The organism is Methanobacteriaceae archaeon (assembly GCA_013403005.1).
GTDB lineage: Archaea > Methanobacteriota > Methanobacteria > Methanobacteriales > Methanobacteriaceae > Methanobacterium.
The window spans coordinates 1-17357 of record JACBOA010000017.1; the positions used below are offsets into that span (position 1 = coordinate 1).

Genomic DNA, 17357 nt, shown 5'->3' on the forward strand with positions numbered 1-17357 from the left:
CTAAGCTCAGAAATAATCTCATCTAACTCTTGAATAGTTAAATGATTCTCTATTTTAATTTTGCTTTTCCCAACCATAAAAAAATATCTGTAACTAATCAGTTAAATAAGTTTCGTAATTAACTATAATCTCCTATATCCATAAAAATGACCCCCCCAATGTTATCTTAATATCCAATATCTCTAATAACTGATTAATCAACAAAACATATAAAGTATTATGTTAGTGAATACTATCAATGCCTACGGAGATATAACTATAATCATAAAAAAAATATGAAGCTTCATTAAATTCATGAAAACTACTGGGTGCTGTAACCGACTCTTTCCATTTCAGCATCCCAGATTTCCTTATTATCTTCAATGAACTTTTCTAAAAGTTCCCGGCATTCATCAATTCCCAGAACCACCACTTCAACCCCATTTTCTTCAAGAAGTTTTTCAGGTCCGATGAGAGTTTTATTTTCCCCAATTACTACCCTGGAAATATTATAAAGCAAAATAGCTCCAGAGCACATGGTGCATGGAGATAATGTCGTGTATAGTGTTGATTTATTGTAATCTGCCCCTTTAAGGCGTCCTGCATTCTGTATACAGTCCATTTCCCCGTGCAGGATGGGCGAATCCTTTTGAAGCATTTGATTGTGACCTCGCCCCACCACGATCCCGTCTTGAACAAGCACAGCCCCTATTGGAATTCCACCTTCTCTGAGGCTTTTTTTAGCCTCTTTAATCGCTTCTAACATGTATTTATGATCTTCAAGTAACATGGTAATCATTTGGACATGGTTCATTCTGTGGATAGGAAAAATAGGAAAAAAATGAGAAAAAAAGAAAAAAATGGGTTTTTTATGTTGCTTTAAAGCTTCCCAGTATTTTTTCCATGGTCTGGGTGTCAGTAGTTTTGGATACATAAGCAGCATAGAAGAGGCTGTTGTTTTTAACCCAGAATGCTATTGTTGTGTAAAATCCGTCTGCGTCCTTGTTGGTTGATGTGATCATGGTTGCAGTTGTTCCATCAACATTTACTGATTTTGAAGCTCCGAATCCCTGTGACTGGTACTGCTGCACCAGTTGATTGAGTACTGTCTGGATGCTTGCAGCGTCGAGGCCAGAAACAGATATGCTTCCCACGGCAAATGCTTCATCATCGGTTCCCACTGCAGCAATGTTGCTTGAACCAGATGGAGTTGATAAGCTTTTGGTTGCATTTTCACTCCAAGTTCCGGGATATTGGAATGTTATCCCATTACCAGTGTAAGTTTTGTTCGTTGCCCATTGATCACTGGTACAACCCGAGGCCATAACCACCAGCGAAACCACCATTAAAATGTAGATCAACCTTTTCATTTCCTCACCTCATATAGATTATCATAATTAATTGTGTAATTAATTGGATTTAAAGTGAACCCTTCAAATCAAAAAAACAAATCATGAAATGAAATGAATTTAATAAGAATGTTTAAGGATGTGAAGACAAATTTAAAAAAAAGAATAAACCTAAAATAAAGTTAATAAACTGGGTTTTAAGTGGATTTATTGAACCGAGTATGCAGTTAAAGGTTTGGGTGTGGTTGTTTTTGGATCCCTAAATCAGACTTTAGAGTCTATTATTTTTAACCTATGCTACCCTGAAAGATATTCACCGGGATTATTGAGGGTTAGTGTTTTTGAAATCCACTTGTTGTGAAAAATCTCACAATAAATAGGAAAAATGATAGTTCATAATTTAAAAAAATTTCCTGAAAGAAAATGCGGACTGAATAAATCTATAAATATAATATTAGATTGTTCTTAGACAGTCGTAAATCAAATTACACTCTAAACGGGTGGCGAAACTTATAGCTTTCTCATCAACCATGAATTCTGGGTGGTGATTGGGTTTGGCCTCGGAAAGTGGCCTGTCGCTGGGTGCAGCCCCGTAATACATGTAAAGACCGGGAACTTCCCTGGAAAAGTATGAGAAGTCTTCTGATTTTGTTGAAGCCAAATAATATAAAACATTTTTAGCCTGAGCAACCCTTTCCACTGTGGGAAGCATTTTCTCATATAAATTTATCTGATTTAAATTCATGGGATAGTGCTGTCCGAATATCACTTCTGCCTGGCAACCGTGCATTTCTGCTTTAAGCTCTGCCAATTCTTTAATACGGGTTATTAAAATTTCTCTATTACCCTCATCAAGTGACCTGACTGTTAAACCCATCTCAGCTCCCTCAGGGATTATATTGACTTTTATTCCGCCCCAAAAGTATCCTACGGTAATGACAGCAGCACCCTTCTGCAAGTCTACTTCTCGACTTATGAGGGTTTGAAGTGAGTTTATAAGGGAAGCTCCAGCTACTATGGGGTCTTTACCACTCCAGGGTTGGGAACCGTGGGCCTGTTCTCCCCAGATGCGTATGAATATACTGTCCTGACTGGCATGGGTTGGTCCCTCCCGGATCATAACTTGACCCGGGTAGCAGGTGTTGTTGGCATGAAACCCGAATATGGCCTGAACATCCGGGTCTTTCAGTGCTCCTTCTTCTACCATACGTAATGCACCCCCATCAGTACCAGTAGGGGCGCCTTCTTCGGCTGGTTGGAAAAGGAAAACCACATTTCCTGGTAATTCATGCTTAAGTTGGCTTAAAATTGTTGCTGTGCCCAGAGCAGCGGCGGTGCTGGCATCATGTCCACATACATGGGCCACATAAGTTTCCTGACCATTGTATTCCGTTTTAACATGGGAAGCATAAGGTAGGTTTGTCTCCTCCTTCACAGGGAGAGCATCAATATCCGCCCGGATAGCTACTGTGGGTTCCGATTTATCACCACGAAGGACTGCTTTAATTCCGGTCTTGGCCATGGAATGGATTTCAAATCCCTGAAGCTGACCCAGGTATTTTTTAATGTACTGGCTGGTTTCATATTCTTGATAGGCCAGCTCCGGGTGCTGATGGAGCCAGCGAAAGATTTTTATTTGCTGAGATTTGAAATCAGATCCCAGTTGATCTATGGATCTGTAAAATGCCTCAGGGTTCATTAATATCACTCTTTAGGCTGCTATCAACCTTTAAAATCCGGGTAACACCCTATTTTATGTTATTTATCCTATTAATAATTTGCTGGAATGATTTTATTTTCCAACTGATATGAAGTTTAAAAAAATATTAGGAGCAATAAACCCATGGAATCTAGACTCTCGCCCACCTTTTTTTATTTGGTTTTTTTTATCTGGTGACTTGAATCGAAAATAAGACTTATTTAGATTAAATCTACATGCACACTGGATTAAACAATGGATTGGCCAGAAGGGTCACCTAAAAACGTCTTCATGCTTTTTGCTAGAATTATTTAATTAAGGTATTAACTTTCCATTTAAAATCCCATTTAAATCCATTAATATCCATTAATTAGGATACCTGAATAATTAGGCTTTAAAGCTTAAAATCGTGTGATTTTGGGGGAGGGGGGAAAGAACTATGAAAAGATTTTATAGATTAAAAAAAATGAAGTTGTAATTTGAGATTTTTTTAAAAAGGTTTTTTTAAAAAATTTTAATACCTTCTCCTGTCCATCAACTCTTTCATCTTACCAGGATTCCATCCACCTGAGGCTGATTTGGATCTTCCCACTTGTTGCACGTAACCTGTTATTCGGTCATACCATTCAACCTCTTTTTCCTCTCCACATGTGGCGCAGTTGGATTGTAATCCTTTCATCAGGGTTTTGCATTTTATGCAGAAACTAAGGGCACTGCTGTAGGCCCAGAAGCCAATATCAGATTTCCTAGCTATCTTGTCAGTTAGGCTCATGAGTGCTTGTGGATCGCTGTATGATTCTCCCATGAAAGCATGGAAAATGTGTCCGCCCAGGGTTAGAGGGTGGAATTTTTCCTCAATACGGATTTTCTCAGCAAAATTGACATCAGAGTTTACTGGTACATGACTACTGTTGGTGTAGTAGGCTGCCTGATCATCACCCTGAGTTATGGTATCATTTTTAAATTTCTCCTGATCCAGGGTGGCGAACCTGTAAGCAGTGGATTCTGCAGGAGTCTGGAGTACGGTCCATCTGTAGCCAGTTTGCTCCTTCAACTCAGTGGCACGCTGGTTCATGAATTCTATAACCTTTATTCCCAGTTTTCTGGCATCAGCATCATCTATACCTACACCACAGTGAGAGAGAAGCATTTCGTTTAAGCCCACGAAACCAAAGGATAATGTGGAGTTTTCCACCTGGTAATAACATCCACCATCTGTTTCCTGGGTGAGGAATGGGAGGAGGTTGAAGTCATTGAGGCATTTCATAGCCTGTTCCCGGCGCAAGTGAAGAACCTGTTCTGCTAGTCGCAGATGACCATCCAGATATTCAAACAGATCATCTTCATCCCTAGATTGGTATGCTATTCTGGGCAGGTTAATGGTGACATAGGCTAAGTTGCCTGTTCTGAAACAGTCCTGTTCCCAGTCTCCAGTCCAGTTATCCCCTAAACTGGTTCTGCATCCCATGTAGTTGGCCATGTTATTGCGGTATTCAGGTAACATGTTCACATAGTAGGCACTACCGTATTTAGCTGATAATTCATGGACTAAAGCCACATCTTCAGCATATTCATCCTTGAGTATTTCATCCCTTAACACGTAGATGGTGTTGGGGAAGAGGTGTGGTTTACCATCTCGGTCACCATCCAGCAGGGTTTCTGTGAAGGCTCTTTGTAACATGCGAGTTTCTTCTTCAAAGTCTCCGTAAACCCCTGCGAGTTTACCTTTTGGTCCGTAGGCTTCTACATCCTGGAGGAAATCTGGTACACCGAATTCCAGGTTTATAGAGGTGAATGGTACTTGGCTTCCTCGAGCAGCATAGGCCATGTTAAGATTGTAGATGAACATCTGCACTGCCTGTTTTACCTTCTCATAAGGCAGTCCATGGGCAAATGGTGCCACGAAAATATTCCAGAGACTCATAGCTTGGCCTCCACTCATGTTCTGCTGAGCGGCCAGCATTATCTCCCCTGAATGGTTCATCAGGGTTTCTATATGGTTTGGTGGTCCAGCGACACTGGTATGATCTCCAGTTCCATCCACTTTAAGTCCGTGTTTAATGAATAACCGTAAATCATGCTGTAAGCAGTTAAGCGGACGCCCTGCAAAGAATTCCAGGTCATGTATGTGGATATCACCACCCATATGAGCATCGGCTAATTCATTAGGTAATATATGGAGTAGAGCGTATTGTTTAAGAGCCTCGTCTGCCACGTATTTGTGCACGGTTTCCGGGTTGTGTATCATGTTGGCGTTGTCCCGGCTTCCATTTTCTATGAGGTTGGTGATGTTATAGACCGGTATCCCCAGTCGGGTGTAGCGGCGTCTGTATGTTTCCAGACCGTGTTCCACCAGTTTGGTGTTTACCATTTCCCTGAGCATGGGAGCAGTGAGGTACTCCACATCCAGTTTTTTGACCTCCTTCCAAACCTCAGTGGCTATCTGGTCTGCTAGTTCCGGGCTGGCACCAGTCTCTACAATTAAAGTTTTCTCGATTTTGGTTTTGTCGAAGGATTCAATGGTGTCTCTGGATGTGCGCACCCTTAACTGGTTAGTGCGGAGATACTTGTCAGCCATCTTGGAGTCAACACGTTTCAAAGAGTCATATACCCACATCTTGATTTCCTTGGTGGTGACCCCATCATAGGCCGCCCCTGCAGCCTGTGATGCGATTTTTTCCGCAGCCCATAAAGGTGCGCCTGCCATAAGACAGGATTTTAGTATTTTTTCATGACTGAACTTCTCAAATATCCCATTGTTTTTTAAAACACAAGTTTCCGCCTTGGTTGGTATGGCAGCAATAATCCGAGCATCCTTCATTCTTCACACATCCTCCGCCTTAAAAAGTAATACATTAATAATTAAATCTTAATAAAAATCTACCCTCTAACCCCCCTATTTATGGGTTTTTTACTTACTTTCTATTTCTATTTGTATCTTATAAAATTGTTTCTATTACCCAAACTGTTCTATGAACAAAACTGTTCATAAAGACAACTATTTTTATAAGAGCACCAGTATTATAACAACAATATTCCTACAAGAACACGTCAAGTGAACTCTGCTTGGACCGGTCACTTTCAAATAGGGAGTTAATCCCGAACTCCAAAAGTTCAATCCTCTGCACCAGGTAAGGATCTATAGGGTAACGACTAGCCAGTTCCTTGGATATTTCAAGATATTTAGTCACAGAACCCTTGGATATGCTCAGTATCAAATTACTACCACATGTACATTCACCTGTTAAGGGTATTCGCCTATATTTCTTGTTACATTTGGTGCAACGCACTTTCTGCCTTGCAAAAGCCCTTGAGTTCCCTGCGATGTCTGGTAGAAAGTGTGAGTTTAGAACTCCTTCCACCACTCCTTTTTGATCCACGGCACGTATCTTTTCTGCCAGTTTGATCTGCTCATTCACCTTGTCTTTCATGGTGGGAAGGGTTTTATAGAGGCATATCTTGGGGCCCTGATGGATGCTGGAGGTTTCATGGGAATACATGAGCCCTTCATATTGTTCCTCTTTACCTAATCTTTTATGGACATTGTCCACCAGGTCCTGGACATCAGAGGGTTTGGCATTCTCGAGGGTTTTCTGATAGAATTCAAGAGGCAGAGTTTCCATGGTGTCCAGATTATGGGACTCATCATCGATTTCTTCTGGATCTATGCGGGAAGAGAGAACCAGGGGAGCATCCATTCGTCCCCCACGGCTGCTGGGAAGATATACCTTGGAAAAATTCAAAAGGGCATCCATGAGTAACATTACTGAGTCTTCGTCACTATCACAATTTCTACGCTTTGCTGAGTGGAAATAGGGATGTGCATAGCATGCTGCTGCTTTGGTGAATCCTAAAATTCGTCCCAAAACTCCGGCAGATGTGTGCGGTGCCAGTCCCACTGCCAGATGCCCTACCAAGTCTTCCTTGGTTTTTACCTGGTAATATGGTTCCATTTTATAGAAATTTACCAGAAGATCATCAATGAAGTGGGAAACTCTCATCAAATACTCGGCACATGCTTCAGAGATTACCAGATCCTGTATGCGAAGTTCAATCACCTGATCTTCCCTGGTGATTTCTTCACCATGAATGTCAGTTGTGTATCCAAGTTCCCTTATTTTTTGAGGACTTACACCTATTTCCTTTGGAATAAAGTGAGTTAGAGGAAGGTCTGTAGAGTCATGGCGAATGGTAGCATCTTTGAATGTATATACACCATTTTTAGCCCGGAGTATGCCCTTTTCAAGAGGTTCCGGGAATTTGTCCTCAGATATCATTCCCTGCACACCCTTGATTTCATCCAGTTTTCTAACCCCTGAATTCTGATATGCTTTTTTGAGGAGGTTGGCCAGGTTGATCCTTTTTTTACCGGAGCTGCTGGGTACTGTGCGAGCTCCGCATACTGGACATATGGCTTGCATGGACCCCACGCCACACTCCGGATTGGTACATTTGCATCGGGCGATTTCAACTGTGATACTTCCCTTTTTAGCCGCGTCGATTATGTTCCTCCTGTTACCCCCATGGATTCCAATGGGGAATAAGGCATGTGGTGCGGGTTTCATCATCCTTTCCTTGGTCTTCTCAGGCCTGCCAACCCTTCCTCCGAGATATGTGGGTGCTTTGGCCATTATTTCAACCGGTGACACCTGGTTCAAAGCTTCCAATGTGGAAATATCGTCTTCAGTGTTCAGGGGAGCGGTTATGGTGTGGATAAGTGCGTAAGCATCATCAGAGGATAGTATGATTTTATTTTCCTTGACTTGGTGAGGAACTCCTAGAGACTCCAGTATCCTCTTCTCAGGGCCCAGATTGAGTGAAAGATCTTTTTTAATATTTTTATCATCCAGCCCATGCGTTAACCATGCTAAAAGACTGTTTATGTCTTTTCTGGTTACATCATGGTAAAAGTAAGTGTAATCAGGGTGTAATGGGATTTGGTACTGATTGGAAAGCATGAATGCCATCCTGGCACTGATTTTATCATCCTGCAGATGCTGTTTTATCTCTTCTTCCTGTTTTTCATCATATTTAGGGGATTTTTTCAGCATTTGAATCCACCATTCCTGGCACCAGCCAGCAGGTAAAAGTGGGTGGTTGTTTCGTAAGAATTCTCCAAATGCCACCAGCATATCCCCTAGATAGATTATTTCCACCACTTGGGATCTGATTTTTCGGGCTTCTGCAGCTGATTGAACATTGATCACATCACCATTTCTGAGTTTGACAATTGGCCCATCAATACTGTCACATGGAACCACACAGTTCCCTTTACCTGGTCTTTCGATTTTCATCTGCGTTCCCACAGCCAGAAATTCCACTATCTCCATGGTGGCAGGGTGAACACCCATGGCTGCCAGACCAGTGTTCCTGGAACGACCATACCTTAAACGGAATCCTCCTTTGGCCTGCGGATATGCCAATACAGGCCTGCCCCCTATGATATCTTTCATGTATTTATCATCAACTTTGGTTTCATCATCCTTTTCATTGTTGGTTTCATCATCCTGTGATGATTTTTTGGTCTTGGACAGGTCTCCCAGCCAGTCCCATCCTTCAATCTTTAGCATTTTAGCATACTTCAATACTTTGGGAGCTTTCTGAATAACACCCTCCACCAGTGCTAGTAGGGCTCCTCCACGCAAGTGATTGGTCTCCACCCTCTCCAGATCCCTGTGAGAAACCTCCACCTGATCTGTTGGTTCACCAGTTACCTCTACAGGTACGTTTTTGGCTGCTAATCGCATTTCATCAGGGGAAGGAGAGTATTGCAGGTTAGTGACCTCAGACTCGTATAGCTCTGCTTCCTCTACGTATCTTTCAATTTCCCTTTCAGTGGGTTTGTAAACATCCAATTTCATGTTTATTCTAATGTAATCAGCAATTAACACTGCCAGTGCAGATGCAGTTCCCCCTGCACTTCTGATGGGGCCTGTGAAGTACACTGCCAGATACCAGCTCTGATCAAAGTTCCTTTTAATGGCCACACGAGCTATTCCTTCCAGTGGTGCGGCTACCACTCCCTCAGTGAGTATGGATAGAGCAGTTCGAAGTGCTTGGTCAGCTGCTTCTTCCTTTATTTTATACTGGTCTTTGATTCCAGGGTCTGCTTTCATAACCTCATCTGATGTTACAATTTCCTTTGCCACGTGGAAAGCCACTTCTTCCCTGGACATCTCCTCTTCCAGTTCTTTGATGTGATTAGCTATCCCTTCAGGACCCACCAGCCCTTCAACACGTTCAGCCAGGTTTTTAGCCAGAGGAATTTCTGGTTCAGTTTCAATATCATGCCCCTTCTTTCTGGCTTCCCTGGCCACATCATAAGCCCTTTTGGTTTCTTCTTCTAAAGTTTCAAAGTATCCCATACTAATTCCCTGATCCTTATATTTGATCCTTATATTTGAAAATAATAATCAAACTATAAGATTTTAAGAGGTTTTAATGAATCTCAAACAACTGAATGGAACAAAATTGTGATTTAAGCCATATTAGTTCCAACAGGACTTAATCAACCCTACTAATTACTTGTTCAGGAGGTGATTTATACTTTTTCAAAAAGTCATTCTTATAGACTTATAACCTCCTCAATTGATCACAACATAAAATAATCCTTGCACTTTCTAATACCACTATCATTATAAGGTTGTAATGAGCAAATAGATATGAATAAAAATTTCACAAAATTTCACAGGAAAAAATATAGGAAAAATATAAAATCAATCTAATGATAGTAACATCAAATTAAATGATTTAATTTAAACTATTACGGTGATTTATTTGGCAAAGAAAGAAAAGAAATATCTCCCACCAAGTGGAGCGGGCCTGGTAAGATACTTTGAAGAGGAAACTAAAGGCCCCAAACTCAGCCCTGAACAGGTGATTATTATTACCGTTGTTCTGGCTGTTTTCTGTATCGCTCTCAGGTTTTCATATTCCTGAACTCCTACTATTTTCTAACCTAATCAGTTTAAGGAGCAAAAATTTTGAGGAAATATTAATTTATTATAAACTGAATAATTTTGGTGTTTATTAATTATTAAGATATTAAAAATCTTAATGAACTTATATTGAAAATATTCAAATATTCATAAGGAGTTTAAACATGGCTATTCACCCTATAGAATTTCGTTATGGAACACCAGAAATGAAAAAAGTCTGGGAAGCAGAGAATAAACTTCAAAAGATGCTGGAAGTAGAGGCAGCATTGGCTGAAGCTGAATCCCAGCTTGGACTAATTCCTGAAGATGCAGCACTTGAAATCAAGAGAAAAGCCAGCACAAAATATGTTACTCCAGAAAGAGTGGCTGAAATAGAAAGGGAAACCAACCATGACATAGCCTCAATTGTCAAAGCACTGGCTGAAGTTTGTGATGGTGATGCAGGAGAATACGTCCACTTCGGTGCCACTTCCAATGATATTATTGACAGTTCCCAGTCCCTCCTACTCCGGGAATCCATTGAAATTATCCAGGAGAAGGTGGAACGCCTCACCAAAATCATCCTATTTCTGGCAGATGAACATAAAGAAACAGTCTGCATCGGCAGAACTCATGGACAACACGCATTACCCACCACCTATGGAATGAAATTCGCCCTCTGGGCTGATGAACTCCACCGTCAGTATGATCGGCTGGAAGAGTGTAAAGGAAGGCTCTGTGTGGGGATGATGACTGGTGCAGTGGGAACCACCGCTGCCCTGGGAGAAGAAGGATGGGATGTTCATCTAAAGGTTTCAGAAGTTCTGGGACTTCCACCGGCCTTGATATCCAACCAAGTACTGCAAAGGGATAACCATGCCGAATACCTTATGGATCTGGCAAATCTGGCTAGTACACTGGATAAAATAGCACTGGAAATACGTAACCTGCAGAGAACTGAGATTCAAGAATTAGGGGAGAGTTTCGACCCGGAGAAACAGGTTGGTTCCAGTACCATGCCTCATAAAATGAACCCCATAACTGCTGAGAGAATATGTGGTGTTTCAAGAGTGGTTAAGGCTTACACTTCACCAGCACTTCAAAATAATCCATTATGGCATGAAAGAGACCTGACTAACTCCTCAGCCGAAAGAATTATACTACCCGAGTCATCCATACTCACTGATTACATCTTGAATTTAACCATCCGATTAATGGAAAAACTGACCTTTTACCCGGAAAATATTGAACGGAACCTCAACCACACTGGTGGGCTTATCATGGCTGAGAGGTTTATGGCTGAACTCACCCGCAGGGGAATGGGGAGGCAAACTGCTTATGCCCTGGTTCGAAAGTGTGCTCTTAAAGCCAATAAACAGGGTATCAGTTTAAAAGATGTCATACTCCAACAAAAGGAGTTAAATGAATACCTAAGTCCCCAGGAGATTGACCAGATAATGGATCCCCATACCTATTTGGGGTCTTCAGTTCGCGTGGTAGAAAGGGTCTTGGATGAATCTAAAGGTTGGTTCACAAAATAACAGAATTATTTCCAACAAAATTACTACTTTTTTTCTACTTTCATTTCATTTTTTATTTCCTAAATTAGTCTGGTCACCCTTTAACTGGTTTTAATGGTTTTAACCCATTTGGAAACGAAAAATTAATATACCAATCAAGTAAATACAATATCTTACTAATTATAAAGGGAGGTGAAAAAATGGTCGATATCAAAGAAATTACTGGAGTGAAAATAACACCCTTTGCACTGATGTCATCATCGATACACGCAGTTCTAGCTTTTATCGCAGCAATTATTATCGTTCTAACCTTTGGACTTATCGCAGCTTTGATTCCCGGAGCAAGTCTTTTTGCTGCATTCATTAGCCTGCTCGGAATTGGTATAATCATCCTTTACCCACTCACTGCCTTCTTCGTGAATATTTTGTACACCTTTGTCGTTGCATTACTTTACAACGGCTTAGCTGGCAGAGTAGGTGGTATTAAGCTGGGAATGGAAGGTGATGAAGTTAGATCAATTCCAGTAGTACCTGCCGCCCTCATACTTTCATGTATATCCGCAATAATTACATTCATAGTGGGCTTGTACATGGGACTGGGGGGTTCAGTTGTGCTCTCACTTATTAGTGGTATAATTCCATTAGCAGCTAGTTCAACAGGTAACGCCACCATTGAATCCATGTTCACTGGCGCAGGTATGGGTGCATTGTCCGGTATGTGGGCTGTGTTCTGGATCATCTTATATCCAATAGTGGCTTTCATAATGACTTTCATTGTAACTGCACTATTTGCCATATTCTACAACATCATTATACCAAAAATCGGTGGAATGAAACTCATATTCGCTGAATCTGGAGATGCATTTGAACTTACCAACATCCCAGCAGTACCACTAGCCCTATCACTATCAGTAGTAATCGCTGTTTTAGGTGCAATCTATGGATTCATTATAGGCGTACTAACCGGAGACATTGTTGCAGCAATAATCATGCTGATCATGTACGCCATAAGCTGGTTTATAATGTACTTCATTATATTCGCACTGGCCGCACTGATCTACAACTTCTTACAGACAAAAATCGGTGGAATCAAACTCATGCTGCAATAAGAAATCAAAATATTTATCCAACTTTTTTTTATTTTATTAACTGTCTTTAAATAATTTAAACCTGATAAAATTATTTCAAGATTCTTTTTACCCTTGAATAACAAATTTTAACATATTTATTTTTCTCAACCGTGAATTATATTAATTATATTAAATAGCTTAACTTATGAAGTAATAGTGGTAAATAAAAAAATATATTGCGAATTTGGAGGCCTGTTAATGGAAGAAGTGAAAGAAATAAAATCTGTGACCATTGTACCCTTCACTCTGATGTCTTCAGCAGTTTCAGCAGTTATGGGGCTAATTTATGCAGTTATTTTAGTTTTAATATTGGGCTTGGTGGCTGTATTCTTACCATCAACAGCCAGTGCAATTACCGGCATTTTGTTAACATCTGCTGTGGCTATTATCCTGGTTTTGCCGGTTGGATCCTTTTTGTTAAGTATTTTATCATCATTCCTCCTGGCTTTTATCTACAATCTCCTGGTGCCAAAAGTGGGAGGGATTAAACTGGGAATGCATGATATGAAAGAGGTCAGATCACTGCCTGTGATCCCCCTATCATTGATGGTTTCCATTCTCTACACCATATTCTCCTTCCTCTTAATGTTGATAGTGGCTCCACTGATAATGGTGGTTTTGCAGGGTGCTGCCATTGCGGCAGTCAGCACCTCCTCAAGTGTTGTGCCGGATTCAGGAGGCCTTGGTGCCCTGGGAATTATTGGAATTATATTAATGATAATTGGAATCCCCGTTGTGGTTTTCATCTTCACCTTCATATACAGTGCTTTACTGGCACTATTCTACAACCTTCTGGCGCCCAAAATTGGTGGTGTGAGGTTTAAGTTCAATGAAGTGAAGGATAACCTCTTTGAAATCAAAAAAATAAAACCTATTCCCCTTGCTCTTATCAGTGCCGTGGTACTGACCATTTTGAACTTCCTGTTTTCCCTACCGCAGATTATCATGTACTTTGCGATTGGTAATACTCTGGGAGGGATTGGATACTTCTTAGGGAATACTATCGGTTCCTTCATAGCCACTTTCATAATTTACGCTATAATGGCCCTCTTATACAATTTCTTAAGACCTGCTATCGGTGGTGTGGAGTTAGAACTGGAATAGACAAAAATTTTTAACTGGATCTTGAGTTTGATCTCACCCAATCCAGATTAGAAAACCCAAATTTAGGTGGATTATTATTTTTTTTAATATTATTATTTTTTAACCTTCCCTATTTTTTTATACCATAAGTTATGAACACATTAAAACATGAGCCTCATTGTTAAGTGTCGGAAAATTTCCAGGGGAACTGCAGAGGGAGAAGTGATTATCTCCCATGATCCTTTGAGTTTCCTGGGCGGTGTTGATCCACAGACAGGAAATGTGATAGACCGAGAACACGAATTGTACCAGCAGAATATAAGTGGGAAAATACTGGTTATGCCCTCTGGGAAGGGTTCTACTGTTGGATCTTACGTTATCTTCCAGATGGCTAAAAACAAGACCGCACCCCTGGCTATTATCGCCCTGGAAGCAGAGCCCATCATTGCCACTGGCGCCATAATGGCCAGTATCCCCATGGTTGACCAGCCAGAAGAAGATATTTTTAAAATTTTAAAAGAAAAAGATATTGTTGAAGTTGATGCGGATTCAGGAATAATTAAAATAAAAAAATAAATCGTTAAGGACGGGAAAAAGCCAATTCTTTATATAAATTGTTTTTATAACTTTATTACCCTTTTTTATCAAATCATTATTAATGTTTAATGAAATAAGCTGTAATTACAGATGCTACAAGAATATATGCTAATAGAAACATACATAGAAACAGTTTAACCCCCATTTAAAAAAAAATAGAAGATGTTCTAATGATTTCCTACGCCATTATATCCATTATAATTTCCGCTAGCTGCCTTTTCATGGGAAATTTTATTTATTACCGGAATCCTAACAATCAGTTAAATCAATTACTAGCTATCTTTAGCTTCTTTGTAGGTTATCTGGCCTTTACTGATTTCGGTTCAATCTACTCAAACACCCCTGAACAGGCTTACTGGTGGGTAAAGGCTGCTTTTCCCTGGATGTTTGTTGCTTCAATCTTTCTTCACCTGGCACTTCTGGCAACTGAACAGTACTCGCTCTTGCATAAAAAAATAACTTACCTGATAATATATCTCCCATCAGCAATTTTCGCAACTTTAAACCTAACCACCAAAGAAATCACCCAGGGAGTGCAAGTGGGATACTGGGGATGGACTTATGTGCCATCTGAATCTTTAGTCTACCCCCTTGTATTGCTTTGGACTTTTTCATTGGCTTTTCTAAGTGCCATTCTGGTTCTAACATATTATATTAAATCCCTCGGAATTCAACGCCAGCAAGCAAAGTACATCTTTATAGGTGTTAATTTACCCCTTATATTGGGCATGTTAACTGAATTAATTCTTCCCGCCCTTTCGATTCCAGCTCCGAGTATCCTGAATCTGCTTATGGCCCTGGGAATAGCATTCATTGTTTACGGAATTTGGAAATTCCGACTCCCCCAACTTACTTCATCCATGATTTCGGATAAGATACTCTCCACCATGTCCAATTTTCTTTTTTTAATGGATGAGAAGGGTAAAATCATCCATGTTAACATCAAAGCCATAAAATTATCTGGTTTTAGTGAAAAAGAGATTCAAAACCAGGGATTGGATATTATTTTCCCACAAATAGATTTACCCGACACTTACTCCCACCCCCTGGAGAATTTTGAAACTGTTCTTCGAACAAAAGACAACCAGGAAATACCAGTTTTAGCCTCCACATCCATTATTAAAACTAACGAACAGGATATTTTAGGATTAGTTCTGGTGGGTAGTGATATAAGTCAACTTAAAAAGATTGAAGCTGAAAGGGACCGTTATAGAGAACATCTGGAAGAAATTGTTGAAGAGCGCACCAGAGAATTGGAAGAAACAAATAGAAAGCTTAAATATGAGATCATTGCCCATAAAAAGGCTGAAGAAGAACTTAAAGATTCTCTTGACGAGAAAGAACTTCTGGTTAAAGAAATTCATCACCGGGTTAAAAACAATCTTATGATTATTTCCAGCCTCTTAAATCTTCAATCCCATTATATAACTGATGATAAAGCACGAACAATTTTTCAAGAGAGTCAGAACCGGGCTAAATCCATGGCTCTTATTCATGAACGGCTTTACCGTACTGAAAGTCTTAGGAAAATTGAATTTGACGATTACATACGTACATTAGCCACCGACCTATTCCACAGTTATAATTTAGGTCCTGGAATTAATTTATCGCTTGATTTAGAGCCTGTAAAGTTAGATGTAAACAGTGCTATCCCCCTGGGTTTGATTGCTAATGAACTTGTAACCAACAGTTTCAAATACGCATTTCCAAGCGGGCAGGGGAAATTATCAATTAAATTTCACCAGTTAAACGAAATGGATGATAAATTGGGTAAAGAATTTGAAATGATAATCAGTGATGATGGGATTGGTTTCCCGGAGGATGTGGACTTCAGAGAGGTTGATTCTCTGGGTTTGCAGTTGGTTAATAATTTAACCAGTCAGTTGAATGGTACCATTGATTTAGACAGAAGTCATGGCACTAAGTTCACTATTCGTTTTAAAGAATCAAAATATTCTAAGTAAAAAAATCCAAGGATTAATCCAAGAGCAATAAAAAAAAAGTTAAGACGGGCTAATTTTAGGGGAAAAATTAAAGGGAAATGGATATTTATTCAGATGTTTAAGACTCTTTTTCAGCCATTTTCTCTGATTTCAGCTCCAAGCACTCCCCCCACTGCTCCCAGAACCCCTCCCAGGAACATGGCAACCAAGGTTATGAACAAACCTGCAATTAGAGTCATTGCTCCTGCAACCAAGCCTATCTTAGCGAATATAAGGCCAATCATAGCACTTAAAGCTCCGAACCCTGCCATGAAGAGGATTCCTATGATTAGTCCTCCAATTATACCGGTTAATGCGCCTTCGGCTGGAGCATCGTTTTTCTCACCACTTCCAATGTAAGTTGCCACCAGACCACCCACTACTGGACCTATAAAGAACAATGGAAAGAAAGCAACCGTTAGAACAATTGTTAAAACCGCATTTATAACTGATCCCACCCCTACTGCTTTCCAATCAATCATGCTATTACCTCATTATCCTTTTTTTGTCCTTAATTACCTTTTGTTCTTTAACTATTTGAATGACTATCTGATTTAGTGAATTTAAGTATTATATAAGAGCATAATACCTGAAACTTTAGTTTGAAAGTTTATCTTACATCTCTTACATCTTAAGGTAATTATTATCTTAATCTTATCTTAATCTTATCTTAATCTTCCTGATCTTTTTCAACTAATATTTCCTCATCAGAATCTCCTTCAGGAGATACGTTTCTTTGTTGCCTAGTTTTTATCACAGAACCAATTATTCCGCCTCCCAGTCCTATGAGAATGTATACAGGGATGGTCCATAAAGAGAAGATGATTAGAATGCTTGTTATCTCAGATGAAAATCCATATCTGGCGTATATCAATATTACATAAATAATCCCAGTTAAAAGTCCAACAATTGATCCGTGTATTGCCCCTATTTTAAAGCTATCATTAACTAAATAACCCACCACTATTCCAGCTATAATTAAGGCAATTATTCCTCCAATCAATGGAATAAACATTGCCAGAACAAAAACCAACACCACAGCTAGAACTGTTCCCATGAGAATACTTTTTTGATCGATCATGATTTTACCTTCAATTCCAA

The 17357-nt window shown here is 39.9% G+C and carries 13 protein-coding genes; 6 read left to right on the top strand and 7 right to left on the bottom strand.

Annotated elements, in window-relative coordinates; genetic code table 11:
• Nucleotides 1-301 precede the first annotated feature (301 nt).
• The 5 genes from HVN35_10230 to polC form a co-directional block, all read right to left on the bottom strand.
• Nucleotides 302-769, bottom strand: coding sequence for a nucleoside deaminase (locus tag HVN35_10230; protein ID NYB52918.1), 468 nt, complete (start codon nt 767-769; stop codon nt 302-304).
• Nucleotides 770-848: 79 nt separating this feature from the next.
• A complete protein-coding gene (locus HVN35_10235) occupies nt 849-1349 on the bottom strand; it encodes a hypothetical protein (GenBank protein NYB52919.1) in 501 nt (166 codons plus the stop codon).
• Nucleotides 1350-1782: 433 nt separating this feature from the next.
• Nucleotides 1783-3027, bottom strand: a complete 1245-nt coding sequence (locus HVN35_10240) for an amidohydrolase (protein NYB52920.1) — start codon at nt 3025-3027, stop codon at nt 1783-1785.
• Nucleotides 3028-3541: 514 nt separating this feature from the next.
• Nucleotides 3542-5848 carry an anaerobic ribonucleoside-triphosphate reductase gene (gene nrdD, locus HVN35_10245; GenBank protein NYB52921.1) on the bottom strand — a complete coding sequence of 769 codons (2307 nt, stop codon included), beginning with the start codon at nt 5846-5848 and terminating at the stop codon, nt 3542-3544.
• Nucleotides 5849-6065: 217 nt separating this feature from the next.
• Nucleotides 6066-9392: a DNA polymerase II large subunit gene (gene polC, locus HVN35_10250; GenBank protein NYB52922.1), complete on the bottom strand. Its 3327-nt coding sequence runs from the start codon at nt 9390-9392 to the stop codon at nt 6066-6068.
• Nucleotides 9393-9804: 412 nt separating this feature from the next.
• Here polC and HVN35_10255 point away from each other — a divergent pair, with 412 nt between their 5' ends.
• The 6 genes from HVN35_10255 to HVN35_10280 all read left to right on the top strand — a co-directional run bounded on the left by HVN35_10255 (nt 9805) and on the right by HVN35_10280 (nt 16238).
• Entirely contained in the window at nt 9805-9966 is a 162-nt protein-coding gene (locus HVN35_10255) for a preprotein translocase subunit Sec61beta (GenBank protein NYB52923.1), read from the top strand.
• Nucleotides 9967-10129: 163 nt separating this feature from the next.
• Complete coding sequence (locus HVN35_10260) at nt 10130-11485, top strand: adenylosuccinate lyase (protein NYB52924.1); 1356 nt, start codon at nt 10130-10132, stop codon at nt 11483-11485.
• A 179-nt stretch (nt 11486-11664) separates the two neighbouring features.
• Nucleotides 11665-12573: a hypothetical protein gene (locus HVN35_10265; protein ID NYB52925.1), complete on the top strand. Its 909-nt coding sequence runs from the start codon at nt 11665-11667 to the stop codon at nt 12571-12573.
• A gap of 219 nt (nt 12574-12792) precedes the next feature.
• Nucleotides 12793-13698: a hypothetical protein gene (locus tag HVN35_10270; protein NYB52926.1), complete on the top strand. Its 906-nt coding sequence runs from the start codon at nt 12793-12795 to the stop codon at nt 13696-13698.
• 156 nt (nt 13699-13854) lie between these two features.
• Entirely contained in the window at nt 13855-14253 is a 399-nt protein-coding gene (locus HVN35_10275; GenBank protein NYB52927.1) for a DUF126 domain-containing protein, read from the top strand.
• 191 nt (nt 14254-14444) lie between these two features.
• Nucleotides 14445-16238: a PAS domain S-box protein gene (locus tag HVN35_10280; GenBank protein NYB52928.1), complete on the top strand. Its 1794-nt coding sequence runs from the start codon at nt 14445-14447 to the stop codon at nt 16236-16238.
• Between the two features lie 110 nt (nt 16239-16348).
• Here the strand turns inward: HVN35_10280 and HVN35_10285 are convergent, their stop codons facing one another.
• Entirely contained in the window at nt 16349-16738 is a 390-nt protein-coding gene (locus HVN35_10285; GenBank protein ID NYB52929.1) for a DUF5518 domain-containing protein, read from the bottom strand.
• Nucleotides 16739-16926: 188 nt separating this feature from the next.
• The gene (locus HVN35_10290) at nt 16927-17337 is read right to left on the bottom strand and encodes a DUF5518 domain-containing protein (GenBank protein NYB52930.1); all 411 of its coding nucleotides are present in this window, start codon (nt 17335-17337) and stop codon (nt 16927-16929) included.
• Nucleotides 17338-17357 lie beyond the last annotated feature (20 nt).